At 47.4% G+C, this 26,195-nt stretch carries 20 protein-coding genes; 6 read left to right on the top strand and 14 right to left on the bottom strand.

Annotated features, from left to right (window positions below):
- Position 1: 1 nt before the first annotated feature.
- Both IRJ16_RS15920 and IRJ16_RS15915 read right to left on the bottom strand, forming a co-directional pair.
- Positions 2-6,478, bottom strand: a complete 6,477-nt coding sequence (locus IRJ16_RS15920) for a polyketide synthase (RefSeq protein ID WP_194112609.1) — start codon at positions 6,476-6,478, stop codon at positions 2-4.
- Between the two features lie 127 nt (positions 6,479-6,605).
- A complete protein-coding gene (locus IRJ16_RS15915; protein WP_194112608.1) occupies positions 6,606-7,475 on the bottom strand; it encodes an NAD(P)-dependent oxidoreductase in 870 nt (289 codons plus the stop codon).
- A gap of 380 nt (positions 7,476-7,855) precedes the next feature.
- Between IRJ16_RS15915 and IRJ16_RS15910 the strand changes: the two genes are divergently transcribed.
- Positions 7,856-8,200, top strand: a complete 345-nt coding sequence (locus tag IRJ16_RS15910; RefSeq protein WP_194112607.1) for a hypothetical protein — start codon at positions 7,856-7,858, stop codon at positions 8,198-8,200.
- Between the two features lie 63 nt (positions 8,201-8,263).
- Here the strand turns inward: IRJ16_RS15910 and IRJ16_RS15905 are convergent, their stop codons facing one another.
- Positions 8,264-10,204, bottom strand: a complete 1,941-nt coding sequence (locus IRJ16_RS15905; protein ID WP_194112606.1) for a TlpA family protein disulfide reductase — start codon at positions 10,202-10,204, stop codon at positions 8,264-8,266.
- Positions 10,205-10,300: 96 nt separating this feature from the next.
- Here IRJ16_RS15905 and IRJ16_RS15900 point away from each other — a divergent pair, with 96 nt between their 5' ends.
- Both IRJ16_RS15900 and IRJ16_RS15895 read left to right on the top strand, forming a co-directional pair.
- Entirely contained in the window at positions 10,301-10,996 is a 696-nt protein-coding gene (locus IRJ16_RS15900) for a peptidylprolyl isomerase (protein ID WP_194112605.1), read from the top strand.
- A gap of 96 nt (positions 10,997-11,092) precedes the next feature.
- Positions 11,093-11,869, top strand: a complete 777-nt coding sequence (locus tag IRJ16_RS15895) for an exodeoxyribonuclease III (protein ID WP_194112604.1) — start codon at positions 11,093-11,095, stop codon at positions 11,867-11,869.
- Between the two features lie 156 nt (positions 11,870-12,025).
- Here IRJ16_RS15895 and IRJ16_RS15890 read toward each other — a convergent pair whose 3' ends face one another.
- The 4 genes from IRJ16_RS15890 to IRJ16_RS15875 all read right to left on the bottom strand — a co-directional run bounded on the left by IRJ16_RS15890 (position 12,026) and on the right by IRJ16_RS15875 (position 16,868).
- A complete protein-coding gene (locus IRJ16_RS15890) occupies positions 12,026-12,601 on the bottom strand; it encodes a 5-formyltetrahydrofolate cyclo-ligase (protein WP_194112603.1) in 576 nt (191 codons plus the stop codon).
- A gap of 127 nt (positions 12,602-12,728) precedes the next feature.
- On the bottom strand, positions 12,729-13,292 hold the full coding sequence (gene efp, locus IRJ16_RS15885; RefSeq protein WP_194112602.1) for an elongation factor P: 564 nt from the start codon (positions 13,290-13,292) through the stop codon (positions 12,729-12,731).
- Positions 13,293-13,364: 72 nt separating this feature from the next.
- Positions 13,365-13,973 (bottom strand): hypothetical protein, encoded by a 609-nt coding sequence (locus IRJ16_RS15880; RefSeq protein WP_194112601.1) that lies wholly within the window; start codon positions 13,971-13,973, stop codon positions 13,365-13,367.
- 63 nt (positions 13,974-14,036) lie between these two features.
- On the bottom strand, positions 14,037-16,868 hold the full coding sequence (locus IRJ16_RS15875; protein WP_194112600.1) for a M16 family metallopeptidase: 2,832 nt from the start codon (positions 16,866-16,868) through the stop codon (positions 14,037-14,039).
- Positions 16,869-17,013: 145 nt separating this feature from the next.
- Here IRJ16_RS15875 and IRJ16_RS15870 point away from each other — a divergent pair, with 145 nt between their 5' ends.
- On the top strand, positions 17,014-17,502 hold the full coding sequence (locus IRJ16_RS15870; protein ID WP_194112599.1) for a hypothetical protein: 489 nt from the start codon (positions 17,014-17,016) through the stop codon (positions 17,500-17,502).
- A gap of 68 nt (positions 17,503-17,570) precedes the next feature.
- Positions 17,571-18,221, top strand: a complete 651-nt coding sequence (locus IRJ16_RS15865; RefSeq protein ID WP_194112598.1) for a hypothetical protein — start codon at positions 17,571-17,573, stop codon at positions 18,219-18,221.
- A 42-nt stretch (positions 18,222-18,263) separates the two neighbouring features.
- On the opposite strand, the gene IRJ16_RS15860 is transcribed toward IRJ16_RS15865, so the two are convergent.
- From IRJ16_RS15860 to IRJ16_RS15835, 7 genes are all read right to left on the bottom strand, one after another.
- Positions 18,264-18,920 carry an ABC transporter ATP-binding protein gene (locus tag IRJ16_RS15860; protein WP_228080238.1) on the bottom strand — a complete coding sequence of 219 codons (657 nt, stop codon included), beginning with the start codon at positions 18,918-18,920 and terminating at the stop codon, positions 18,264-18,266.
- A gap of 53 nt (positions 18,921-18,973) precedes the next feature.
- A complete protein-coding gene (gene lpxA / locus IRJ16_RS15855; RefSeq protein WP_194112597.1) occupies positions 18,974-19,756 on the bottom strand; it encodes an acyl-ACP--UDP-N-acetylglucosamine O-acyltransferase in 783 nt (260 codons plus the stop codon).
- Entirely contained in the window at positions 19,756-21,162 is a 1,407-nt protein-coding gene (locus tag IRJ16_RS15850; protein ID WP_194112596.1) for a bifunctional UDP-3-O-[3-hydroxymyristoyl] N-acetylglucosamine deacetylase/3-hydroxyacyl-ACP dehydratase, read from the bottom strand. The genes lpxA and IRJ16_RS15850 overlap by 1 nt, the downstream gene beginning before the upstream one ends.
- Positions 21,163-21,210: 48 nt before the next feature.
- A complete protein-coding gene (gene lpxD / locus IRJ16_RS15845; RefSeq protein ID WP_194112595.1) occupies positions 21,211-22,257 on the bottom strand; it encodes a UDP-3-O-(3-hydroxymyristoyl)glucosamine N-acyltransferase in 1,047 nt (348 codons plus the stop codon).
- 98 nt (positions 22,258-22,355) lie between these two features.
- Complete coding sequence (locus IRJ16_RS22930; RefSeq protein ID WP_228080237.1) at positions 22,356-22,592, bottom strand: hypothetical protein; 237 nt, start codon at positions 22,590-22,592, stop codon at positions 22,356-22,358.
- A 123-nt stretch (positions 22,593-22,715) separates the two neighbouring features.
- Positions 22,716-23,135, bottom strand: a complete 420-nt coding sequence (locus IRJ16_RS22925) for a DUF4262 domain-containing protein (RefSeq protein WP_228080235.1) — start codon at positions 23,133-23,135, stop codon at positions 22,716-22,718.
- Positions 23,136-23,145: 10 nt separating this feature from the next.
- Complete coding sequence (locus IRJ16_RS15835) at positions 23,146-24,369, bottom strand: HD domain-containing protein (RefSeq protein WP_194112594.1); 1,224 nt, start codon at positions 24,367-24,369, stop codon at positions 23,146-23,148.
- Between the two features lie 248 nt (positions 24,370-24,617).
- Here IRJ16_RS15835 and porX point away from each other — a divergent pair, with 248 nt between their 5' ends.
- Complete coding sequence (gene porX / locus IRJ16_RS15830) at positions 24,618-26,171, top strand: T9SS response regulator signal transducer PorX (protein ID WP_194112593.1); 1,554 nt, start codon at positions 24,618-24,620, stop codon at positions 26,169-26,171.
- Positions 26,172-26,195: the final 24 nt, after the last annotated feature.

Below are 26,195 nucleotides of genomic sequence, written 5' to 3'. Positions count from 1 at the left end.
TCTATTTTTGTATCTGCAAATATTTACCCGGGTTATCCTTATCAGGGATGAACCAGGCCGGGTTGCCGTCCCTGTCTCGGCCAAGCCTTGCCTCGGGGGCAGGAGCCTGATCGGTCACTACAGGTTTTGCAGGTGTATCATTTTTACTTGTTGGTGCTGCAAAAAATCCGCCCACCATCATATCGGTCACACTTTCCTCAAATTTCTCGATGATCATTTCCACATCATCAATGGTGTGTGCCGCAGTCAGGAAGCATGGGAAGATATCCCAAATATGGATACCTTTATGGCGCATCAGCGTGAACAGTAGCTCGCCGTAAGGCATCTCGTATTTGAACTTGATCTTCCATAACGAACCGAACTGCGCGATGTAGACCGGCAACTCATAACGCTCGCAGATCTCGTTCAGGCTATCGGCCAACGTTTTGGCTAAGGTGTTGATGTTCTGTTGCAGTTCGGGGCCTTGCTCTTTTAGATGCGTCAGCACGGCTTTAGCGCCGGCCAATGCCAATGGGTGACGGACGAACGTGCCCGCGAAATAGGTAACCCCGGCCTCCGGAACAGAAGCATCGCCATATTGCCAGGTGCCGCCATCTAAAGCATCCATGTATTGCGGTATGCCGGCGATCACGCCTATTGGCATACCACCGCCGATCACTTTACCATAGGTGCCGATATCAGCTTTGATACCGAATAAGGCCTGCGCGCCACCCGGGTGCATACGGAACCCGGTGATCACCTCATCAAAGATCAGGGCCACATCGGCATCCTTAGTTACCTGACGTAATTGTTTCAGGAACTCTACAGGTTGGAACTCCGGGCGACGGCTTTGCACCGGCTCTACCATTACGGCCGCGATCTCATGCGCGCGTTGTTTAATGATCGCCAATGACTCATCCGTACCGTAATCCAGGATCAGCATGTTTTGAACCGCCTCAGGCAATATGCCCGGCGCGGCCGGTATCGACCTTAATTTTTTGCTTCCGCGGATGATCACCTCATCGATGATACCATGGTAAGATCCGGCAAAAGCCACGATCAGCGAGCGACCGCTTACCGTACGTGCCATACGCATCGCGCCAAGCACTGCTTCCGATCCTGTATTACACAAGGCTGAACGCTCAAATCCGGTAAACTCATTGATCAGTTCAGAAACCTCGCCCGCTAAAATGTGCTGCGGACCTATCTCGTAACCACGCTCTATCTGATCCAGGAATATCTGTTTCAGGAACGGCGGGTTATAGCCTAAAAAGTTAGAGCCAAAACCATTCAGCGCGTCCACGTATTCGTTACCATCTATGTCCCAAACGCGGCTGCCTTGCGAGCGATCTACCACTAACGGGTAAACCAACTCCTTGGTCTGCGGGCGGAAACCGCTTACCACACGCGGGTCGGCCATGCCGTCGCGGTGTTTTTGGGTGTAGGCCTTACTACTTTTGGTGCGCGAATTATAAGTAATGGTCAGGTTGCTGATGAAAGCTTTTTGCTCATCGCTCAGGTCTGTACCTTGTCTTTCTATCCTTGCCGTAGCGCCGAAAGGTTTTTTAACCTCGATCTGCTCTTCGGGCGATAGGTCAGCTTCTGGTCTTAACGTGATGCCTGGCTGCGGAGCAGGGACGGCTACCGGGGCAGCGGCTGTGTTAGCGTTCTGCAACATAGCAACCTGTTGCGCCAGTGCCTGCATTTGCTGCGTGATCAGATCCAGCGGACTTTGACCTACCGATGGTATCGCTGCCGTAACCACCGGAGCAACCGCCGGCGCCGACGCATAAGCACCTGCAGGCAGGGCCGCATCCAGATGCTGAGCCAATAGTTCCACCGTGTTGTACTCCTCGTACATACGGCGAAAAGTTACCGGCACACTAAATTCTTTTTTAAGTTGAAGCGCTATCTGCGTCAGTAAAAGCGAGTCGAAACCGGCTTCGGCGAACGTCATATTGTCGGGCACGGTGTCCATTGCAATGCCGGACGCGTCTTCAAATATCTCTTTTATCTTTTGGGACAATAATACTGTTCTCATTAATGGAGCAGGAGTTGGTGTTTCTTTAGTTTCAGTCGGTGTTTCCACAATTTCGGCTGCCGGGGAGGAGGTCAGTTTGCCCGGAGCTATCCAATAGTTTTGATGGTCGAACGCGTATGAGGGAAGGGGGATCCTGCGGCGTTGCTGACCTGCATATAACAATGCAGGTGCAAACTCGATGCCATACAGCCAAAGGTATCCCAAACTATTCAAAATAGTGATGTATGACAACTCTACGTTGTCAGTTAAACCCGGAAGAATCAATTGTTCTTTGGTACGGTCTACCTGCCCCTTGGCCAAATTGGACAAAATATTCCCCGGTCCGCACTCTAACATTAAACGGTTCGGCTCATCGTTGGCGGTCTGCAAAGCCCCAACAAAGGCCACGGGCTCACGCATTTGGGTAGCCCAGTAGTTGGGGTCCAGCGCGTCGGCCTCGCTTAGCCATTTACCCGTCATTGATGAGATGACCGGGATCCTTGGCGGTGATAATTTAACGGTCGCTACCAGATCGCGGAAAGGCCCAACGATCGGATCCACCATAGCCGAGTGCATGGCATGGCTGGTATTTAAAGCCATCGAGGCGATGCCCTCTTCTGCCAATAGGTCTGCAAAAGCCTCAACCAGTTCGGTCTGACCCGATACCACATTTAATTTTGGACTGTTGTGCGCGGCTATAGAAAGGTTCTCAGGCAGCACTTCTTTCAGTTCATCGGCGGTCAGCCTTACGGCCAGCATTTTGCCATGCGGCAGATCATGGATCATTTGCGCACGGGCGGTCAGCAACATCAGCGTATCCTCCAGGCTCATGATCCCCGACAGGTGCGCTGATGCGAACTCGCCCAAACTATGGCCAAGGAAAGCGGCAGGTTTAATGCCCCAGCTCATCCACAGTTTAGCGGTGGCATATTCTATCACAAAGATGGCCGGCTGGATATACAGGGCGATGCTCAGCAATTCCTTGCTGTCCTCGCCGTAGAGTACGTCTACAATGTCGATCCCCACATGTTTCCTGATGATCTCGGCACATTCGTCGACCGCATCTCTAAACACAGGTTCGGCATCGTAAAAAGTCTTACCCATACCCGCGAATTGCGAACCTTGCCCCGGGAACAAGAATACCACTTCGGTAGCCTTCTCGCGTAAAGTTTTTTGGCGGAGCGACTTTGGATCCCGTAGTTTATTTTGAAGATCTGCCCTGTCAGTAGCCACCTCAAAACGGCGCTCGTTGAACAGGCCACGGGTAGTTTGCAGGCTGTAAGCCGCATCGGCCAGATCACCTATCGGATGCGCGGCCAGCTTAAGCGCGTAATTATCTAAACTGGTTTTGGTACGGGCCGAAAAGGTGAACAATTGCGCAGGATGTGACGGACCCGATGGTTGCGCCTCATGCTCGTGACTTTGCAGTACCACATGCACGTTAGTGCCACCAACGCCAAAAGAACTGATGCCGGCGGTGCGGGTACCCTTGCTATCCCAATCCTTTAATTCGGTATTAACATAGAACGGCGAATCAACAAAGTCGATAGCCGGATTTGGTTCGCTGAAGTTCAGCGTCGGGATCAGTTGTTTGTTGTATAACGACAGTGATGTCTTGATCAGCCCGGTTACACCGGCGGCAGCCGTAAGGTGACCGAAGTTGCTTTTTACCGAACCGATGGCGCAATATTGCTTCTCCTCCGTTTTGCCGAAGGCCATTTTAAGACCGTCTATTTCTATCGGGTCGCCGAGTGGTGTAGCGGTGCCATGTGCCTCGATATAGCTGATGTCCGACGGTTCAACACCCGCATCCTGGATGGCCGAACGGATCGCTCCTGCTTGTCCGCTCACACTTGGCGCGCTGAAGCTGCCTTTGCTATGGCCATCGTTATTAACACCCTTGCCCTTGATGACGGCATAGATGGTATCGCCATCTGCCTCGGCAGCGGCTAAAGGTTTTAAAAGGACTACGCCTGCCCCATCACTAAATACCGTTCCGGTCGCTTGCGCGTCAAAGGTGCGGGTGTGCCCGTCCTTGCTTAACATCGCGTCTTCCTGGTAAAGGTGACCGCTTTTTACAGGCGATGATATAGTCACACCACCAGCCAAAGCCACATCACATTGCCCATCGCGTAAAGCATCTACCGCCTGTGCTACTGCCAATAAAGATGTAGAGCAAGCCGAGTAAACGCTCACCGCCGGGCCTTTCAGGTTCAGCTCGTAGGCAGTGCGGGTAGCTACGTAATCTTTCTCGTTCAATGTCATCACCTGGAAAGCCCCGGCCGAGCTGACCTGATCGGAATTGGTGAGGACATTATTGTAGTAATATGTATTGTTGTTAGTGCCCGCGTAAACGCCTACCAGTCCTTTAAAATGTTGCGGCAGATGCCCGGCAGACTCTAAAGCCTCGTAAGCTATCTCTAAAAACACCCGCTGCTGCGGATCCATCAGTTGCGCCAAACGCGGAACGATACTAAAGAACCCTGCATCAAAAGCGCCGGGATCTTTCAACACGCCGCGTGCTTTTACATAGGCCGGATCATTCTTGATCTTGTCGGGGATGTTGAGATCCAGTTCATCTTTGCTGAAAAAGCTGGTGGTCTCAATGCCGTTCTTCAGGTTATCCCAAAACTCGGCAACCGTCTCGGCACCCGGCCATTTACCGGCCATGCCAATGATGGCGATATTGCCATTGCTATGTTTTTCTTTCTTGTTGCTGACAGCGATACCGGGCTGATCTGAACCATCTATAGCTGAGGCGATGCCCGCGATGGTAGGATATTGATAGATCTTCGTCACCGGTAACGCAATGCCATATTGCGACCGTAAGCGGGTAGCTGTATTGATCGCCAGCAAGGAGTTGCCACCCAGATCAAAAAAGTTATCGTCGATGCCGATGCGGTCGATCAGGAGCATGTCCGCCCATATTTCGGCCAGTCGTTTTTGGGTCAGGGTTGCTGGTGCGCTGTAAAGCACAGCACCGTCAGGTCTTTGCAGTACAGGGTTAGGGAGGGCATTACGGTCTATCTTACCACTGCTGGTTTGAGGAAAGTCCTGCACCCAAATAAATGCCGATGGCACCATGTAATCAGGTACTTTATCGGCAATGTAATGTTTAATGGCGGCGGTATCCTCACCTCCGTCGCTGATCAGGTAAGCGATCAGGCGTTTGCTATCGCCATGGTAGGCTTTGGCAACTACAACAGCCTGTTGAATGCCGGGGGCTTGGTTCAGCAACACCTCTATCTCGGCAGGCTCTACACGGTTACCGCGGATCTTTACCTGGGTATCGGTCCTGCCTAAATAATCGATGTTGCCATCGGGCAGTACGCGAGCAATGTCGCCGCTTTTGTAAACGCGTTTAGCATCGCCATTAATATCGGCCACAAAGAAACGTTCGGCGGTCAGGTCGGGGTTATTCAGATAGCCATCGGCCAGGCAGATCCCGCTGATGAACAGCTCGCCCGTTTCGCCATCGGCAACGGGTTGCAATTGCTCGTTCAAGATCAGTATCCCGGTATTGTCTATTGGTTTACCTATGGAAGGCAGGGCAGGCCAGCTTTGCGGATCGCCGGTCAATTCCAGTTGGGTCACCACATGGCTTTCCGTTGGACCGTATTGGTTAAAGAGCTTGCATTGCGGCAAGCTTTGGAACAGCTTAACGATCTGCGGGGTGATCTTCAGTTGCTCGCCCGCGGTCATCACTTCCTGTAAACTCGCGTTGGCAAAAGTATAGCTATCGGCAGCTTCGGCCAGATATTGCAAAGCAACAAATGGCAGGAAGATGCGGTTGATGGAATGCGTATCAATAAATCGGATCAGTTCCGATGGGTCTAACCTCGCTTCGTCAGCTATTAAAAACAAGGTGCCGCCGGTGGTCAGCGTAGCGAATATTTCCTGAAAAGAAACGTCGAATGTAAGCGGGGCATATTGCAGGGTATTGAAACCCGGAGCAGATGCAGAATGCTTTTTTTGCCAGTTGAGCAAATTGACCAAAGCCGTGCCGCCCATGCGAACGCCTTTTGGCTTGCCTGTGGAGCCGGAGGTGTACAGCACATAACCCGGATCGCCGGTGGCGGGGAAGTCCTCAAACTCCTCGTCGCCATACTCCATATCCGTGGCGATCACCTCTAAACCTAACTCGCTGAAAAGATCCTGCTCGTCTTCGGCGGCCAGCACGGTGTCGATACCGGAATCTTCGATGATGTTTTTTAACCTGTCGGCAGGGTACGAGGCATCCAGCGGCAAATAAGTTTTGCCGGCCTTGATTAAAGCCATGATACCAATAATGGTATGCGCCGACCGCGACGCGCTGATGCCCACTACATCGGCCTTAGGGGTGTTGGCGATGATGGTGTCGGCGAGTGCATCTACACTATTGCTCAGTTCCTGATAAGTAGTTTTACTATCCTTATAAATTAGGGCAGCGGCGTCAGGATCTTGAACTACCTGCTGCTTAAATAGATGATATAGCCCCATTACGTTTTATTCCGGTAAGTTTTACCAGCGTTCAGTGTTTTAAGTTCCCGTTTAAAACTATTGATTTTTAAGCAAAAGTCAACAAGAAAAATGTTACTTAAATGAGTAACAAAACTCAGGGTTGTGATCAGTTTTGGTAACCCAAATGTTTAATGATAGCCATCATATCCAGATCGCCCAGCCCCGCGGTTTCGGCTTGGTCAAAGCTTTCGGCAACGGCTATCCCGGCAGGGTGTTTCATACCTGCTGCGGCAGCCAACCGCAGGTCTTTGGCTAACAGTTTCAGCGCGAAGGCGGCTTTAAAGTCATCGTTCAATATCATAGGCGATTTGATCTTGGTGATGCCGCTGCCCACCGCGCCGTTGTTCACGATATCTAAAAATTTTGTTGGGTCGATGCCATTATCCTGCGCGAAAACCAGCGCCTCGCTTAACCCCTGAATAGTGATGGCCAGGAATAGGTTGATCGCAAGCTTGGCATTGTTGCCCGCTCCATTCGCCCCTAAGTGTAAACTCAATTTACCTAAAGCGCCAAAGATCGGCTGCGCCGCCTCGAAGTCGGCTTTTTCTCCGCCTGCCATAATGATCAGCTGGGCGTCCTCAGCCGGTTTCACGGAGCCGGATACCGGGGCATCTATATAACTGATGCCTTTATCGGCAGCTGATCGAGAAAGCTTTTTAGTCGTTTCCGGCGATACGGTGCTCATATCTATCGCCAGGAATTTTTTATCGGTGAGGTTGGCTAAAATACCCTGGTCACCGGTATAAACTTCGGTCAAGGCGTTATCGTCAGTAAGCATGGTGATGATGGCATCACTGTCGATCAGTAACTCGGTGATAGAGTTAGCGACCTCGATATTGACCTCTTTTTGCAGGGCTTCGGCCTTTGCTTTGGTGCGGTTATAAACGGTTACCTCAAACCCGGCCTTTACCAGGTTTTTCACCATGGGGTTGCCCATATTGCCCAAGCCTATCCAGCCGATCTTTTGTATGCTCATAAATTTTGTTCCTCTGTGGTCAATGGGTCAAATATCATAAGAAATTATCAAGGCTGTGTTGATCTGGCGTAGGCTTTTTGTTAAAAACAGATGTGAGGAAGGCAAATTGTTGTTCACGGGCATGTTCACGGCAATTTTTAGGGGTCAAAATTTAGCACTGATAATCAGCATTTTACATTTATGTTCATCCTGACTTTGTTCACGGGTTTGATTTTTAGTGATGATGGTCAGCAAGTTACATTTTTGGGTACCTCGTGTTCACGCATGAACATGAGTGGGCAATAATGCCAATTTGCTGGAATGCCATTTTCACATTTCCTTCATTTCGCATTTGAACTTCCGCATTTCGACTTCCTTAATAAACCTCCTATCTTTACGCCATGACACCTGCCGAAATAAACACCAAATGGAAGGAATGGCAAGGCCGCATTGCGGAGGACTTTGATTCGGATACACCCGATATCAAGGTGATGCTATTCCTCATCGGCGTACAGGAACTGGGTAAGGGGCCGGGCAAATTCAGCAAGCGCCAAAAGGAAGAGCTGATGCATATTGCCAACTGCAAACTATTCAGTATGATGGGTTTTTACGAATTGGAAGGACAGGATCAGGACGGCTGGCCGCACTGGAAACTGGTTAACCCCATCCCCAATTATACCCTGCTGGAGCAGGAGATGACGATCAAGTCGCTCATCATAGCCTACCTCGAAGAAATGTACGCATAAGCAAAAGGCCCCGCAATACGCGGGGCCTTTTAGGTTGAGGTTTATAAGTGATTAACTGATCTGCTATTCTTTTAAGCTGGCGGTCACTTGTCCCGGATTGCCGGCAAGATCGATCATGATGCTCATCTCGGTAACCAAAGCTTCGTCGTTACCGCCGTAGCCTACCGACTTAAAGCGGATGTTACCTTCTTTATCCAGCACGAATTTGGTTGGGATACCTTCCACACCGTAAGCATCTACCACATCGTATTTGCCTTTAGCATCTTTCTTTTCGGTATCGTACAATACGTGGAAAGTGTATTTGTTATCGGCTATAAATTTGGTCACCAATTCTTCTTTCTTAGCGTCGGTCTCCCAAGTGTCGATAAATACAAATTTTACGTTCGGGTCTTCTTTATACTTGGTCACCATTTTTTGCATACCAGGGAAAGATGCCTTGCAAGGACCGCACCAGGTAGCCCAAAAATCAACCACTACTACTTTACCTTTTAACGAGGCCAGGCTAACTTCTTTGCCTTCCAGATCTTTCAAAGCAAAGCCAGCGCCTTTCAGGTTGATCATCTTTTTAGAGATGTCGGCTTTAGCAGTTGTGTAAGCTACGGCCTCTAAGCCGCTCAGGTAAGCAGTGTAACCTGCATCGCTGCCTTTAACTTTAGTGTAGATGGCTTTAACCTCTTCCTTCATTTTAGCGGTCGATTTGCCATCTTTAATAAAGCCTTCGGCTTTTTGCAGGGCCTCTTTGTGTTTGCCATTAGCAGCAAGGTAGGTTACCAGGTGCTCGTTAGCATCAGGCATAGCGCCTTTGCGCACATCAGCAACTTTTTGCTGGTATTCAAGCGCCTCGGCTACTTTACCTTGCTTAAATAAGATCTGTGCATAGGTATCAGCATAGCTTACAAAATTGGTTTTCAACTGGTCGGCCCTTTGTGACGGGGCGGCCTGAGTGATGTAAGCCGGAGGGTTAGTTTTAAACGACTCGACCACATCTATAGCTTGCTTGGTCATTTTTTCGGCAAGGGCAAGGTCGGTGCCTGATTCGAGCACGCCTTTAGCGGCAATGTTGAGGTAAACCGGGGTCAAGCGTTTGTCAGTAACCTGATCGATAACTCGTTGAAAGCTTGCATAGTCTTTCTTATTAATATAGGTGTAAGCGATATTAAGCAGGATGTTATCGGCCTGTGCAGGAGTGAAAGCAGTGCTGATCTTAGCTGTTTTGAACAGTTCCTCTTTTTTAGCAGGATCAGCCTCGCGCAGGATCGGTGTTGTGGCGCTGTTTGCCGCCATAGTGCCTTTTGGATATTTGGCAACCGCGATCTTGGTTAGCGAATCAGAGACAGCTTTGTTAGCAGCAAAAACGCTTGCAATAGCTACCTGATCGGCCTCGGTAGTGGTAGGTTTGCTAAAATCGGCCAGTATCTGCTTTTTAAACGTAGCTGATCTTTCGGTCGCTTTTGTTTGCAGAAGGGCACTGTTGTAGAAGCTTTGGAAACCGCTGATGCTTTCAGGGAAAGTGGCCAATTCGGCATCGTACAATTTTAATGCTGCCGCTACATTTTGTTTCATGCCAATCATGCCTCCGTAAGACTGGTTAAGGAAACCTTCGGCCAGTTGAGTGCCTTTTACCGGTTTGCCCGCAGCATCAACTACAGAGATGATGTAACCTTTATCGTCGTTATTATCGCTGGCTTCGGCCTTTTCGCTGCTCAGGCGTATGCCTGCTAACACAACGGTATCAGGGATGGTCAGTTTAGCCTTCCATACATTGCCCGATTTTTTAAGATCTACATCATCGGCAGCGTAAGCGCGTTTGGCGTTAAAGAAATAAGCGATGCCCTTAATGTCGGTCTGTTTGTCTAATTTGGTACCGGTAGGGTCGTAAGTAAGCTCAACGGTCTGTCCCGGGCGCGCGGCTGCGGGCGTAACAGTAAGGTGGCTTGTGGTTTGCGCCAATGCCGGCATAGCTATAGCTAACGGGGCAGCAAGGATCAGGTGTTTTAATTCCATAATAAGATGAGTTTGAGAATTTTAAATTTAGATGATCCTATTGGCAAAAACAACTTATTTTACCGAATAATTAAATATCGAACTGATACCCATAATATGAAGAGACTTTTTACCCTGTCATTTATCCTTTTTATCGGCACTGCAACGGCCTTCGCCAAGCCGCCCAAGAACCAATATGTGCGCATCAAGACCACCTACGGGCAGTGCATTATCCGCTTGTATAACGAAACACCCAAGCACCGCGATAACTTCATCAAGCTGACCAAGGACGGTGTGCTGAACCAAACACTCTTCCATCGTGTGATACAAAATTTCATGATACAAGGCGGCGACCCCGACTCTAAGAACGCCAAACCCGGCGAGGCTTTAGGCGAGGGGGGATTGAAATACACCGTCCCGGCCGAGTTCAACGACTCACTGTTCCATAAAAAAGGTGTACTGGCAGCCGCAAGGGATAATAATCCTGAGAAAGCATCAAGCTCGACACAATTCTACATCGTTCAGGGTAAACGATTGACAGATTCGGCCATGAATGTATTAGAGCAAGGTCGTTTGAAAGGATTTAAGATACCCGAATCGCAACGGGCCTGGTACCGCACGGTAGGTGGTACCGCTCAACTAGACCATGGCTACACCGTTTACGGCGAGGTAGTTTCAGGTATTGAAATGGTCGACCGCATAGCCGGTGTAAAGACCGCCAAAGCCGACCGACCGGTGGAAGATGTGCGCATGACCGTGGAGTTGTTGAAAAAGAGCGAATGCAAGCAAATGGATAAGTTGCTGGGGATATAGCCCCCCAGCCCCCTTAAAGGGGAAGCAGCTACATTGCGAAGAGAAAATTAAAGGAACTAAAACAAAAAAAAAACCCTTTAGGGGGTTAGGGGGCAAATGAAAATAATTACTTATAACGTTAACGGGATACGATCCGCAATAAATAAGAACTGGTTAGCCTGGCTACAGGCAACGGATGCCGATGTGGTATGCCTGCAAGAGATCAAAGCCAGCCCGGATGTACTGACCGACCTGCATTTGGTCGAAGCCCTGGGCTATCAACATTACTGGTTCCCGGCCGAAAAGAAAGGTTACAGCGGTACCGCTATCCTGTGTAAACAAACACCTAAGCACGTAGAATACGGCTGCGGCATTGCCGATTTTGACCGCGAAGGCCGCAATATCCGTGTCGATTTTGAGGATGTGTCCGTCATGAGTGTCTACTTCCCATCAGGATCTAGCGGCGACGAGCGTCAGGTATTTAAGTACCGCTTTTTAGATGAGTTTGGCAAATACCTAACCTTGCTAAAAGTGACACACCCCAATTTGGTGATCTGCGGTGATTACAATATTTGCCACCGCGCTATCGATATACATAACCCAAAATCCAACGCCAACTCATCAGGCTTTCTACCCGAGGAGCGCGAGTGGATGGAGCAATTCATCGAGTCGGGTTTTATCGATACTTTCCGTCATTTGAATAAAGAACCGCATAACTACACTTGGTGGAGTTTCCGTGCCAATGCCCGCGCTAAGAATTTGGGCTGGCGGATAGATTATACCATGGCCAGTAAGGAACTGGAACCACGCATTAAACGCGCGGCGATACTGCCCGAGGCCAGGCATTCGGATCATTGCCCGGTATTGTTGGAATTGTATCCTGTAGCCCCCTAACCCCCTAAAGGGGGAATAAAGGATCTGTGATCCTGGAGCCCGCCGAAGGTTAACAAAGGTTAACATAATTCGAAATGACAATATTTCAAGTATCTGATAATCAGTTACTTAAAAAAACGGCTATCCAGAAATATTAACTATCGTTATAACTTTAAACTACTTGTTCCAGTCCCAATTTCCTGTCGGAGTTAGGCAAGCGTGCATCCGTACATCGTATTGGTTAACGTCTTGGATGCACTTTACCGCATCGAACAGCGACAAGCCTATAAATTTGATACCTGGTTTGCATTGCGCACAAAAGCGGTCGTAAAAACCTTTGCCGTAACCAACGCGGTAGCCCTGCTCATCAAATACCAACATGGGTAGAATGACCATGTCTATTTGATAGATACCGACCTCGTTGCCTGATACCGGTTCGGGGATATTGTAGCTGTTCTTTTCTATGATCAGCTCGGTGTCATCGGCATAGCTTTTCATCCTCAGAGTAGCAAAATCCGTTTTAGGGAAAACGACCTTGATATGCGGCTGGGTTTCTTTTAAACTGTTACGAATAAGGTGAGTGTTCGGCTCATTATTCTCGATGATCGGGAGGAAAAGATGGATGGTGTTGACCTCTGTCAGATCTAATTGCTGGAATTGTTTAAGTAGGCCATTGTTGAGCAATGCGTATTCATCGCCTGTTAGTTGACGGCGTTTGGCGAGGTATTCGATTCGGAGTTGAGATTTGGTCATAAAGCAGCAATAAACACGCACGTCATTGCGAGGAACGAAGCAATGACGGTGTGGTTAGGTAAAGTTAGTTAACAAGAAAGGCTTCCCAAACATTGAGAAGCCTTTCTTATATCATTACAAACTTGAATTAAGCTTTTACACGCTCTACATAAGCGCCGGTTGCGGTATCAACCTTGATCTTATCGCCCTGGTTGATGAACAATGGCACGTTGATCTCGGCGCCGGTCTCCACAGTCGCTTTTTTCATGGCACCGCTTGATGTATCGCCTTTTACAGCTGGCTCGGTGTAGGTAACCTCCAACTCGGCCGAGTTAGGTGTCGAACCCATGATCGGCTCATCGCTTTCGAAAGCAACGATCACATTCATACCTTCTTTCAGGAATTTGATGCCGTTACCAAATAAAGATTTAGGCACGTTGTATTGCTCGTAGGTTTCGTTATTCATTACTACCAGGTCGTTACCATCCTCGTACAGGTATTGGTAGTCGCCGGTCTCTACGCGGGCAATGCTCACCTCTTCGTCGGTACGGAAACGGTACTCTACCAGTTTGCCGGTTTTAACGTTACGCATACGTGCCGAATAAAATGCGCGCAAGTTACCCGGTGTACGGTGTATAAATTCTTCTACCTGAACCAACTCGCCGTTAAAGCGCAGGATATTTCCGTTCTTGATATCTGATGCCTTAGCCATAATTTTTATTGAAGGGCAAACTTAATTAGTTATCGGTAAATAATCAAGGACTTAGTTTACGAGGGATGCTCTTTAAAGATCTCCTGACCTCTGTTTTTTTAAATAGTGTAACTTCATTCCGTTGTTAGATCTGGGAGGGATCAACTTTTTACCACGGACCTTCCATAGCATTTTATCAAAGGCTATCACCATAGCATATTTCAGTTTTACATCGATACAATTTACATCAGTTGGAGGAATAATTAGCGCCCGCTGATAGCCCAAATTTTGAACCACGATGCTGTCGGGGTTTGAAACCGGCGCAAGTGCCATCCCCCTGATATCCGAGGTAACTTTCGTCACTTGAGCATTTTTATAAAAATTGATGATTGCCCCGGGCAAAGGCATGTCGGGATCAGCTATCACATGCAAAGTCGTCCCGGGAGTACTTACCTTCTCAAAACTGACCAGTGGTTCAGAAGAACTCATTAACAAAAGCTCTTTTTTTTGGATAGTCCAGTATCCTTCGGCCAAAACAAGCTCGCCTATCCCACTATTGTAAACAAATGTACTATCCTTATGCAACTGAAGATCGGCACAGATCTCAAACGCCGGACAATAGCTATACCTCCCTACTAACTTCTCCCTCGTCACCGTGCATGATGACAGGGTCAGTATAAACAACAAGGCTATCGGTCTCATACCCTCTAAAATAACAAAACCCTGCTGTTGAAAGCAAGGTTTGTTGGTTTAAAATATGGCGGATCAGTTTGCCGGGTTACCGTCAACATCCAGTTCTACTATCTCGTAATTGTGCTTTTGTAACTCGGGCAGTATGCGGGCTTTATCGCCGACCAGCAAGATGTTCATCTTATCAATATCCATGTATTTGTTGGCAATGGCCTTCAGCTGTGCCGATGTCGCTCCTTTTAATTGGGCGGCTTGTTGCTCCAGATAATTAGGTTGCAGGTTGTAAGTTAACATCTGCGATGCAAAATTAGCTTTTTGATAAAGGGCCTCGTACCTTAACGCCTCGCTTTGCCCCATGGCCTTTTTAAGGAAGGTCAGTTCATCAGCAGTTGGTCCGGTTTTACTATACTCGCGGTATTGATCTATCAGGGCAACTAAAGCGCTATCGGTAGATGCCGCCCTGATGCCTGCGTTGAACTGATACTTGCCACTGTACAGGTCGTTACCGAAACCGCTGCTTGCCCCGTAGGTCCAGCCCTTGGTTTCGCGCATATAGGTATTTAATCTTCCGGTGAACGAACCGCCCATAGGATAATCGGCCAGATCGATAGCATAAGATTCGCCTACCGGACTAAATGTTAAACCGTTGGCATAACCTACCAAAAATTGCGTTTGGGCTGCCTTGGGTACATCTACCATATAGATCTTGGTTTTAGTTACCGGGATAGCCGGTGCAGGTGCTGCCACTACCACTTTGGTTTTAGGCAGTTTATTTAAGAACGCTAATTGGGTTTCGGCTTCGGTTTCGTTAATATCGCCAACTACAATTATCCTGGCGCCGGCAGCGGTGATATGGTCTTTATAATGCTGCTCAATATCGGCCAGGGTGATGTTGGCGACCGTTTTTTCGGTACCGGCGGCAGGCAAACCTAAGATATTATTGGCGCCAAAATTGATCTTATCGAACACCGCCGGGGCAATAGCCGAAGGCTCGCCTTTTTGTTGTTTGAACGCGCCCAGCCTTTGTTGCTTTTGCCTGTCGAAAGCTTCCTGAGTAAATTTAGGGTTGAGCAAACGCTCCTGCACCAAAGCCATGGTCTTACTCAGGTTCTTCTTTAAGGACCAGATAGAGAATTGCGTACCGTCAACCCCACTTACTATAGTTAACGTACTGCCCAATTTTTGCAATTCCACAGCCATTTGTTCTGCCGTGTAATTTTTGGTATCCTCGCGCATCATCGAAGCAAATACGGCCGCAACGCCTGCTTTGGACAGATCTTTAGCATCAGACAAACGCCCGCCGGGGATGGTGACAGATATATTCACCATCGGCACCTCGGCATTGTTAATGCCGATCACTTTAGCGCCGCTGATCTGTTTTTGCCAAACCACCGGTGCCTTAACTACCGGTACGGCCTGCAACGGCGGCGTAACCCGGCGATCAAAGTTGTCTGACGCTTTTTTATAAGTTAGTTTATCGTAGCCATAATCGGGCGCGGTGTATTTAGTTTGGTCAATAGTAAAATTATCGGGCTTGGCCGGGGCTATATTGCCGGCTTTGGGCAGTACGCTTACGATCACCGCTCCTTTGCCTTTAATGTAGGTATGATATGCCCGCATCACATCGGCCTTGGTAAGCGAGTTGTACATTTCTAAAATACCTTTGATCTTGTTAGGGTTACCTGTAAAGGTTTGGTATTGAGCCAGCCTTGATACTTTGCCCGAGACGTTCTGCAGGTCAGACACCAGATCGCTTACGGCGCTGCCTTTAAATTTCTCCAGGTCGTCATCGGTGATGCCGCGTTTTTCAAACTCGGTCAAAGCCTGGTTGTAAAGTTCCTCCATTTCGGCTAAGGTCTTATTTCCCAAGGGGAACAGCATCACACTAAGCTCGCCCGATAGTTCGGCAAAGATATTATCGACAGTGGCATCCAAAGCCAGTTGTTTCTTCACCAGGTTTTGATATAGTACCGAGTTTTTACCTTTGCCTAACACCTGCGCAAGGCACATTAACGCCACCATATCTTTATCGTAATTAGGCACAGTAGGGTACATGATAGACAGTAAAGGCACACGGGCGTAATTATCTGTATAAGACACATATCGGTTACCGGCCAGCGACACGGCAGGCACTTTTACCGGTGTTACCGCCGGGCCACGGGGTATGGCGCCAAAATACTTCTCTACCATCTTTACGGTAGCTGCCGGGTTAATGTCACCGCCGATGCTTAAGGTAGCATTATTAGGACCGTACCATCGTAAAAAGAAATTCTTAAGATCGTTCACATTGGCGCGGTCCAGATCTTCCATGTATCCTATCGTGAGCCACGAGTACGGGTGACCGTATGGATACAGGTTTTTATAAGTGTACTCGCTTGTTAAACCGTAAGGACGGTTGTCTACCTTTTGTCCGCGCTCGTTCTTTACCGTTGCGCGTTGTACCTCAAAACGTTCCTGAGTTACCTGCCCCAGCAGGAAACCCATCCGGTCGGCTTCCAGCCACAGGGTCTGCTCTAAAACGTTCTTCGGTTCTGTCTCGTAGTAATTGGTGCGGTCGCGGTTGGTTGTGCCGTTGTTGGTGCCGCCATTCCCGATGGTGATCTTATCGTGCGTACCTTTTAGTGCATGATCCGACCCCTCGAACATCATATGCTCAAAAAAATGCGCAAAGCCCGACTTGTTGATCTGCTCGCGCGCGGAACCAACATGATAGGTAACATCTACGTGGACGACAGGATCTGAATGGTCCTCGTGTAGGATCACCGTTAGACCGTTGGGCAGTACATATTTCTCGTAAGGGATAATCAGTTCGCCGCCTTTTTTGGTGACCTTTTCGATCAGTTTGGCTTGTCCGAATGATAAGGTAGTGGTAAGGATCGCCAGTGAGGCGAGTGTTATTTTTTTCATTATAGGTTTAGTAATGTATCAGAATGGGAAAGATAGCAAATTTGTCCGACAGATCAGATCCAGTTGCAGAAAAGTAGAATAAATGGCTTAGCCCTGCTTATATAATTAAAGAACAATGTGTTACTTTTGCAGTAAAGTTGATGATATGAAAAACCTATTCTTTATTGCTTGCTGCGCGTTGATCGGCCTGAATATTTTAGGCTGTAGCAAAGGCAACCCAAAAAACACCGACCTTACCGGCGATAAATACCGCAAACTGATCGTAGGCAGGTGGCAAATGTTTGCAGATACCACCTTATTAACTTCGAACGGAGTGGTTGTGGAAGATTCGCAAACAGGCCCAACTGATGAATTTTATGAATTTAGCGCGGACGGTTCAGCATCGCAATATTTTGGCACTACACTGCAGGCTAAGATCACTTACGGTATAGATAGTAAGAGCCTTACGTTGCATTTCCCGGCCGTTACAAATAATGGTGTTACAGTCGCTGACGCGTACTCGCTCGAAGAGCCTATCAAAATGTTGACCGAAACGGACCTGATACTACACCATGATCTGACCTTTGAAATAGATGTGAACGGTGTGAAGCAAAAGTCGCGATCGAAACAGACTCTTCACTTTAAGAAGCGATAAGAATTACCGCGTTTTAGAAAAAGGACTGTTTACGCTAACTATGTATCTTTTATATTCCAGTTGTTGAAATGAAAAAGGTAACGCTATATCAATTATTATTTATGGCTTTGCCATTGACCTTGAGCGCCTGCAGGCAACGGTCTAATAATACTAATCAGCAAAAACCTGATACTATCACTGATAGTGTTGGAAGACCTCTCGCTACAAACGACCAATGGATATTTAAAAACATAGCTGATCAAAAGGTCTATTTCAAAAACAATAAGAGCTTCACAACCAACCTGTATGATCTGGAGTACATTGGTCAGCTTAGTGCCGGTACAAAAGCACCTTTTTTGATATTGGCAGGACGTCAATGTAAAGAGTGCGACGCAAATATATCAATATACGTGTGGTCACCCGATGACGGACCGATGAAAGGCGAAGCAGAGCAGGTTAGATATAGTTATCCAGGCGGGATGACCGATATTGTAAATGGAAGTACTGTATTCGAGTCACGGATGTTCTATGGGAAATGTCTACCGGGAAATGCAGACCAGGTAATATGGTTGCAAAAAGATCTTATTGAAGGCAGCGGGTACAAATATTCAAAAATAACGCTATCAGTAGTTAATGGTCAAGTGCAGGAAGAGATCAAAGTAATAGATGTCTCAACATTTGAAAATGACCTGCCGAAATGCAAAGAGTTACCAGGAGTTACGACGACCGAAGAGCCCTGAATTTGATGAAAATACTATAAAAGCACGACTGCGTCCGTATAATCAGCTTTGCTTATAGTCCGATATCCGCAACTGATGATGGCAGAAGCTGTACTCATGCTCCTGGTTGGAGCAAACGATCAACAAGCGACCGGCAGCGTAACGTTGGATCAAACTCAGATACCAATCAATCCCTTGATTATCCAAATTAGATGTCGGTTCGTCCAGCATCAGGATAGGCGTATCAGCAAAAAAGGCAAGCGCCAATTTTAAACGCTGTTTCATCCCCGATGAGAAGTAGCGGATCAGTTTATCTTTAGATGTTTCCATTCCCAACAAAGCGATCACCTCGGCGCGACCGATACCGGATAGATAGTTCTTGAATTTAAAGTGGAAGTCGATCATCTCGGACAGGGTGAACTCCTCTATCACCTCCATATACGGAGCAGCCAAAGCGATGTGTTTGAACACATACTCAGCCTCTAATTTATCATCGTTAAGTGTAAAGCTGATGGTACCTGCCGATGGTGCCAAACTCGCGTTAAGCACTTGCAGTAATGTAGATTTCCCAGATCCGTTAGGCCCGAGGATAGCATAACTCTCGCCGCTAACGAACGTCTGCTCCACCCCGCGAAATATCCACTCGCGGTTGAAGCGGCGGCCGACGCCTTGAAGAGATATGCTGATCTTTTGGTCCATGGTCCATGGTCCATAGTCCATGAACTGAAGCCAATAGTATTACTATGGACTATGGTCTATGGACTATCGACTAATTAGTTATTCCCGAACCCCTTCATGATACCGCGTTGCGAGCTTTGGATAAAGTTCAGGATCTCGTCGCGTTCTTGCGTTGGACGGAAATCGGCCTCGATGATATCGATAGCCTTGGTCACGTTATTGTTTTTAACGAACAGGGTACGGTAGATATCCTGTATCTCGTTGATCTTATCTTCGCTGAAACCGCGGCGGCGCAAACCTACCGAGTTAATGCCGGCGTACGAAAGCGGCTCGCGGGCTGCTTTAACATAAGGAGGGACATCCTTACGTACCAATGAACCACCGGTAACAAAAGCATGCGAACCTACCTTAACAAATTGGTGTATAGCCACCATGCCCGCCAATACCACGTTATCACCAACAGTGATGTGACCTGCAAGCGTAGTGTTATTACTGAAGATACAGTTATTACCCACCAAACAATCATGCGCGATGTGGCAATAAGCCATGATCAGGCAGTTGCTGCCAACTTCGGTCTTGAACCGGTCGTTAGTACCACGGTTAATGGTCACACATTCGCGGATGGTAGTGTTATCGCCAATGATCACCTGCGTGTTCTCGCCTTTATACTTAAGATCTTGCGGATTGGCCGATATAACAGCACCCGGGAAAATACGGCAATTTTTACCGATACGGGCACCATCCATAATGGTTACGTTAGATCCGATCCAGGTCCCTTCACCAATTTCAACATCCTTATGGATGGTCACAAAAGGGTCTATCACTACGTTTTCGGCAATACGTGCCTGTGGGTGGATATATGCTAAGGGTTGGATCATTATTCAGCTGATTTATCTTTCTTTACAATTTGTGCCATCAGTTCGGCCTCTACTACCACGCGCGAGCCTACCATGCCCACGCCTTTCATTTGCGCTATACCACGGCGGATAGGCGCTAACAAATTGCAATGGAATATCAGGGTGTCGCCGGGAACCACTTTATCTTTAAAGCGGGCGTTCTCTATTTTAAGGAACAAGGTAATATAATTTTCAGGATCCGGAACGGTGTTCAATACCAGGATGCCGCCTGTTTGCGCCATAGCCTCTATCTGTAACACACCCGGGAATAAAGGTGTACCCGGGAAGTGGCCCATAAACAGGTCCTCGTTCATGGTCACGTTCTTTAAACCAACTACATGGCTCTTAGATAATTCGAGGATCTTATCTACCAACAGCATTGGCTGACGGTGAGGCAATATCTTCATGATCTGCACGGTATCGTATACCGGCGTCATGTTAGGGTCGTAAACTTTTACGTGTTTACGGCTGCGTTCTTTTTTGATGAGCGCTTTAATTTTCTTTGCGAACGCTACGTTAGCCGCGTGACCCGGGCGTGCCGCCATAATATGGCCACGCAACGGAACACCAACTAAGGCTAAGTCGCCGATCATGTCCAGCAACTTGTGGCGTGCCGGTTCATTTTGATGGCGTAATTCTATATTGTTCAGGATTCCCTGAGGGGCAACCTGTATCTCTTCGCGGTTAAATATTTTAGCTAAGTGGCTAAGTTCTTCGGGGCTTACCGGTTTATCAACTACTACGATCGCGTTGTTGATATCGCCACCTTTGATCAGGTTATGCTTTAACAGCATCTCTAACTCGTGCAAAAAGCAGAAGGTACGGCAGCTCGCGATCTCTTTTTTGAACTCGCCAATGGTAGAGATACTGGCGTGCTGACTACCCAACACTTGCGAATTATAATCCACCATACAAGTGAAACGATAATCGTCTAACGGCATGGCAACCATCTCTACCTTACGGTCAGCTTCGGTATAGTGGATATTGTAAGGGATATGGTAATATTCACGGTCGGCATTCTGGTCAACAGTACCCGCCTCTAACAGCACATCAACAAATTGTATCGAACTACCATCCATGATCGGTGTCTCCGGTCCGTCTATGTCGATCAGCACATTATCTATCTCCAGACCAACCAAGGCAGCTAACACGTGCTCTACAGTGCTCACGCTTGCACCATTTTGAGTTATGGTGGTACCGCGTGAAGTATCGGTCACGTTATCGCAGTCGGCATCAATAATGGGTTGCCCCGCTACGTCAACACGTCTGAATTTGTAACCATGGTTATCCGGGGCAGGGTTAAAGGTCATGACAACCTTCTCGCCTGTGTGCAAACCTGTGCCCGATACGGATACCGGAGCTTTGATAGTTCTTTGTTTTACGTTCATATTCACCTCACCCTGCCGGTCGCCCGACAAGTCTGATAGTTGTTTTTATTAGGCTTCTTTATTAGCCGTTAGTTCCTTAATTAGCTTTTCCAGTTCCTGCACCTTGCGTTCCAACTCAGGCAGGCGATGGGTCACTACTACCGATCGCATGTGATCGGCATATTTCATTACGGGCGAACCCATCCATTTTTTACCTTCTTCGGTCAGCGTTTTGTTCACTCCCGATTGCGCTTGCACCTGCGTGCCGTTAGCAACTGTGATGTGCCCGACCACCCCGACCTGGCCGCCCATTAATACACGCTCACCGATCTTAGTGCTACCCGATATCCCGCTTTGCGCAGCGATTACAGTATTAGCACCTATCTCCACATTATGCGCGATCTGGATCAGGTTATCCAGCTTAACACCCTTACGGATGACGGTCGAACCCATGGTAGCACGGTCGACAGTTGTGTTAGAACCTATCTCTACATCATCCTCAATGACCACGTTACCGATCTGCGCGATCTTGGTATAACTACCATCCGGATTTGGCGCAAAACCAAAACCATCAGCACCAATTATCGTACCCGAATGTATGGTTACATTATTACCCAACACGCAATCGAAATAGATAGCAACGCCGGGGAAAAGTGTGACATTATTTCCCAGCGTAACGTTATCGGCAATGTAAGCATTAGGGTAGATCTTGCAATTATCGCCCATGGTAACACCCTGGCCGATATAGGCAAAGGCACCGATATAAGCATTCTTACCGATCGTAGCCGACTCGTGCACAAAGCTTGGCTGCTCTACGCCGCTTTTATTCAAACGGATAGCGCTATACTGGTTAAGCAGAGCGGTAAATGCACTGTAAGCATTCTCTACCCTGATCAGCGTAGCCTTAACAGGGGCGGTCAAAACCTGCTCGTTATTAACGATCACAACCGATGAATCGGTAGTGTACAAAAAGTGTTCGTATTTAGGATTTGCAAGGAAAGATAAGCTTCCCGCGGTACCCTCTTCAATCTTAGCCAGCCGGCTAACCACCACAGACGGATCACCCTCAACAGTACCGTTGAGCAGCAAACTGATATCGCTGGCTTTAAATTGCATCCTGCAAAGTTAAATTAAAATAGTTAAAGTTGTTATAGGGGGCGATATAGTTAAAGTTGTTAAAAGGAGTTAAAAATCGGTGGGTGGGTTGATGTTGGTCATATTTCATCGTCCTCTTCTTCGTCTTCCTCTTCAAACTTCTCGCGGGTCCATGGGCCGCCGATGTGCTCCCTTCTCGCCATTTCGCCATATTCCAGATCAAACACTTGGTTTAACGTATTATCTCTTTGTATGATGTGTTCTAAGGTTACTACCGTTGCGTTATCTGTTGATGGATTAGCAGCTAAAAACTGCCAAGTTCCGTCGGCGCTGTGAGCAACAGTCAATACCGGCATACCTTGTTCGATAAACTGTCGGGTAGTTATCGTCGCAACATTTTTCTCTTCTCTAAATTTAAAATCAGCATTCCTATCTAAGAGGGGTTGGTCATACTTGATCTCTTCTTCAAATCCTTCTTCTCAAGGGAATTTATCGTTTCTATCAGCCCAAACTAATTGTAACGCATTAAATTTCTCATCGCCGTAATAAGCTGTAGCGTGCAGTAAATAATCACCAATATTCCTCTCGTCAACGGCTAAGAAAACCGCCTCAGAGTTTTTAAATATCTCTAATGTGATATCACCCGCGTGAAAGCGTTTCCCGTCTTTGATCAGTTTCGCAACATCATGAACGATCTGCCCACACAGCTTTTCGGGCAACCCAAAGCAGATGATCTCAGGATGACCATAGGTCTCGAACAAGCCGATACTGTAGGCGAACGGAGGAGAATAGTCTGTACCGAAAATATCATAAACCTGCACGCCATATTTTATAATATTCTGTTCGGTTTCTTCCAACATTTTCAACAAAGCCGGCTTATGCTTTTTTTCCTCGCCCATGTCCGATGCGTTATAATCCTTTAATATAACAAGTAATATGCTTCTTCACCGTCTTTGTCAAAGCAGTAAGGTTATTATCATCACTCGCAGTGGTGATATCCCTGATCGAGCCATCCTTCATCAGCACGCGGATATTACCGTCGCCAACTTTATAAGCGTTATTGGCAATGGTGTCGGTGAAGACAAAATAATGCGCTTCCTCCTTGCTGATGCCTAATTGATCTATGGCGGCTTTGGTCAGTTCGTTCAGTTTGTTTTGGGATACAGGTTTATCGCTGATATCTACCTTGTATAATTTGCGGTTGATCAGATTACGGCATAAAAGGGACAATATCTTATCCGAACTATCTGTCCACACTTTAATGGCCGACATAATATCGCTATCGTCCAACTTGGCAAAAATATCCAGATGGGTCTCGTCGGTCATGAAGGCCTCTTTATTGATCTGGTTGACCAGGAAATGATTCAACGATGGCGTGGCGAATAAAGGAACGCCCGAAAGCGCCAATTCGCGGGCGCGTTTTAATATTTTGCCCAATAGCTGTTCGGCCGCTATGCCGGTCTTGTGCAGGTATACTTGCCAATACATTAAACGGCGCGATATCAGGAAATTCTCGATGGAATAGACACCTTTTTCTTCTACCACGATATGGTCGTCAACTACGGTCAGCATTTTGATGATCCTTTCCGAACTGATCACCCCTTCGGATACGCCGGTAAAAAAGCTATCGCGGTTAAGGTAATCCATACGATCCACATCCAATTGGCTCGATACCAGCTGATGCAGGAAACGCTTGGGGTAGGTATCATTAAAAATATCTATGGCCATTTGCAATTGGCCGTCAAAATCACGGTTCAACCGCGACATCATGGCGGCAGAGATATCCTCGTGCGAGATACCTTGTACGATAGACTGCTCTAAGGCGTGCGAAAATGGTCCGTGACCGATGTCGTGCAATAGGATGGCGATGGTAACGGCTTCCTGCTCTTCAAGGCTAATGTCCACATCCTTATTACAAAGCGTTTCGATAGCGGTGCGCATCAAGTGCATAGCACCTAAAGCGTGATGAAAACGGGTGTGTAACGCGCCCGGATATACCAGATGTGTCATCCCACCTTGCTTAATATAACGCAGGCGCTGAAAGTAAGGATGCTCTATGAGGTCGAACACCAAAGCCGACGGAATGGTGATAAATCCGTAGACCGGGTCGTTTATGATCTTCTTTTTATTCAAAGCGAAAGTATTGGTTGCAAAAGTGTCAAATTAAAACGTGAACGGGGTAGAATGGGGGTAAAATTTCTAACTTAGCACAGCATACCCCACCAACCATTAACCAAGTACAACAAACCTTAACGTCAATCAGCGAAATCAACGTAATCATTAAAATCAGCGGTTCAGATCGTTAATTTTTGTTAAACCTTATTCCACACAGTAACAAATCCCCTGCTTTGTGGTTTATACAGCTATTGAAATAGAATACTATGCAAGATACTACCATACTTTGGGCCGACGACGAGATCGACCTGTTAAAGCCCCACATACTTTTTTTGAACGAAAAAGGCTATAAAGTGACCACCGCCACCAATGGTCGTGATGCTTTGGACGCTTTTAAAGCCGGTTACTTTGATCTGGTATTTTTGGACGAGAACATGCCGGGCCTTACCGGACTGGAAACCTTATCCGAGATCAAGACCATCAACAGCGACGTTCCGGTGGTGCTGATCACCAAAAGCGAGGAAGAGTACCTGATGGAGGATGCCATCGGATCCAAGATAGATGATTACCTGATCAAACCGGTAAACCCTAAGCAGATCTTGCTGACCATCAAAAAACTGACCGAGAACAAGAAATTGGTTGGCGCTAAAACGGCCATGAGTTATCAGCAGGATTTCCGCCAGTTGGGAATGACGCTGAATGATAACCTGAGTTTTCAGGAATGGGTTGACGTTTACAAAAAACTGATCTACTGGGAACTGGAACTGGAAAGCCTGGAGGACAACGGCATGCACGAGATATTGACCTTGCAAAAAGCCGAAGCCAACACACAGTTCTGCAAGTTTGTTGAGCGCAACTATCTGGATTGGATCAAAGACAAAGGCAATGGCCCTACATTATCACATGATCTGTTCAAGAAAAAGGTGTTCCCTAAACTTGATGGCAATGGCCCGGTGTTCTTTATTCTGATCGATAATTTACGTTACGATCAGTTCAAGATCATCAACCCGATCATTTCTGAATACTTCCGTTTAGAAGAAGAGGATACTTATTATAGCATCTTGCCTACTGCTACCCAATATGCCCGTAACGCCATCTTTGCCGGTCTTACCCCGCTGGATATGGAAAAACGCTTCCCGGAAATGTGGCAGAACGACGAGGACGAAGGTGGTAAAAACCTGTTCGAGAAAGATTTCATCGCTGACCAGATCAAACGCGTGTTACGTAAGGATTGCAAGTTCAGCTACCATAAGATCCTGAATATCGACGAAGGCCGCTCACTGAACGAGTCGGTAAATAACCTGATGGGTAATGACCTGAACGTAGTGGTTTACAACTTTGTGGATATGCTGAGCCATGCCCGTACTGATATGCAAATGATCCGTGAGTTGGCAAGTGATGACGCGGCTTACCGCTCGTTAACGCTATCATGGTTCGAGCACTCGCCATTGTTTGAGTTATTGAAATTCTTAGCCTCTAAACAGGTGCGTGTAGTGATCAGCACCGACCACGGTACCATCAAGGTAAAAAACCCGAGCAAGATCATCGGCGATAGGAATACCAACACCAACCTGCGTTACAAACAAGGCAAAAATTTGAATTTTAATGCCAAAGATGTTTTCCACGTAAAGAACCCGCATGATGCTATGCTACCTAAATTGCATGTAAGCAGCAGCTTTGTATTCGCCAAGAGTGACACCTACTTTGTATACCCGAACAACTATAACCAGTTCGTTAACTTTTACAATGAGACCTTCCAGCATGGCGGTATCTCGTTAGAAGAGATGATCATCCCAGTGATCACTTACGGACCGAAGTAGGAGTTGAATGTGCAGATGACGATA

Source organism: Mucilaginibacter myungsuensis, from assembly GCF_015222005.1.
In the GTDB taxonomy this organism is placed as follows: Bacteria; Bacteroidota; Bacteroidia; order Sphingobacteriales; family Sphingobacteriaceae; genus Mucilaginibacter; species Mucilaginibacter myungsuensis.
Note: the sequence above shows the minus strand (reverse complement) of the source record. Positions and strands in the feature narration are given on the sequence as shown.

Excerpts from the sequence above, each read along its gene's own strand:
- IRJ16_RS15920 (WP_194112609.1), bottom strand. The coding sequence starts at position 6,478 with ATGGGGCTATATCATCTATTTAAGCAGCAGGTAGTTCAAGATCCTGAC.
- IRJ16_RS15915 (WP_194112608.1), bottom strand. The coding sequence starts at position 7,475 with ATGAGCATACAAAAGATCGGCTGGATAGGCTTGGGCAATATGGGCAAC.
- IRJ16_RS15910 (WP_194112607.1), top strand. The coding sequence starts at position 7,856 with ATGACACCTGCCGAAATAAACACCAAATGGAAGGAATGGCAAGGCCGC.
- IRJ16_RS15905 (WP_194112606.1), bottom strand. The coding sequence starts at position 10,204 with ATGGAATTAAAACACCTGATCCTTGCTGCCCCGTTAGCTATAGCTATG.
- IRJ16_RS15900 (WP_194112605.1), top strand. The coding sequence starts at position 10,301 with ATGAAGAGACTTTTTACCCTGTCATTTATCCTTTTTATCGGCACTGCA.
- IRJ16_RS15895 (WP_194112604.1), top strand. The coding sequence starts at position 11,093 with ATGAAAATAATTACTTATAACGTTAACGGGATACGATCCGCAATAAAT.
- IRJ16_RS15890 (WP_194112603.1), bottom strand. The coding sequence starts at position 12,601 with ATGACCAAATCTCAACTCCGAATCGAATACCTCGCCAAACGCCGTCAA.
- efp (WP_194112602.1), bottom strand. The coding sequence starts at position 13,292 with ATGGCTAAGGCATCAGATATCAAGAACGGAAATATCCTGCGCTTTAAC.
- IRJ16_RS15880 (WP_194112601.1), bottom strand. The coding sequence starts at position 13,973 with ATGAGACCGATAGCCTTGTTGTTTATACTGACCCTGTCATCATGCACG.
- IRJ16_RS15875 (WP_194112600.1), bottom strand. The coding sequence starts at position 16,868 with ATGAAAAAAATAACACTCGCCTCACTGGCGATCCTTACCACTACCTTA.
- IRJ16_RS15870 (WP_194112599.1), top strand. The coding sequence starts at position 17,014 with ATGAAAAACCTATTCTTTATTGCTTGCTGCGCGTTGATCGGCCTGAAT.
- IRJ16_RS15865 (WP_194112598.1), top strand. The coding sequence starts at position 17,571 with ATGAAAAAGGTAACGCTATATCAATTATTATTTATGGCTTTGCCATTG.
- IRJ16_RS15860 (WP_228080238.1), bottom strand. The coding sequence starts at position 18,920 with ATGGACTATGGACCATGGACCATGGACCAAAAGATCAGCATATCTCTT.
- lpxA (WP_194112597.1), bottom strand. The coding sequence starts at position 19,756 with ATGATCCAACCCTTAGCATATATCCACCCACAGGCACGTATTGCCGAA.
- IRJ16_RS15850 (WP_194112596.1), bottom strand. The coding sequence starts at position 21,162 with ATGAACGTAAAACAAAGAACTATCAAAGCTCCGGTATCCGTATCGGGC.
- lpxD (WP_194112595.1), bottom strand. The coding sequence starts at position 22,257 with ATGCAATTTAAAGCCAGCGATATCAGTTTGCTGCTCAACGGTACTGTT.
- IRJ16_RS22930 (WP_228080237.1), bottom strand. The coding sequence starts at position 22,592 with ATGCCGGTATTGACTGTTGCTCACAGCGCCGACGGAACTTGGCAGTTT.
- IRJ16_RS22925 (WP_228080235.1), bottom strand. The coding sequence starts at position 23,135 with ATGGGCGAGGAAAAAAAGCATAAGCCGGCTTTGTTGAAAATGTTGGAA.
- porX (WP_194112593.1), top strand. The coding sequence starts at position 24,618 with ATGCAAGATACTACCATACTTTGGGCCGACGACGAGATCGACCTGTTA.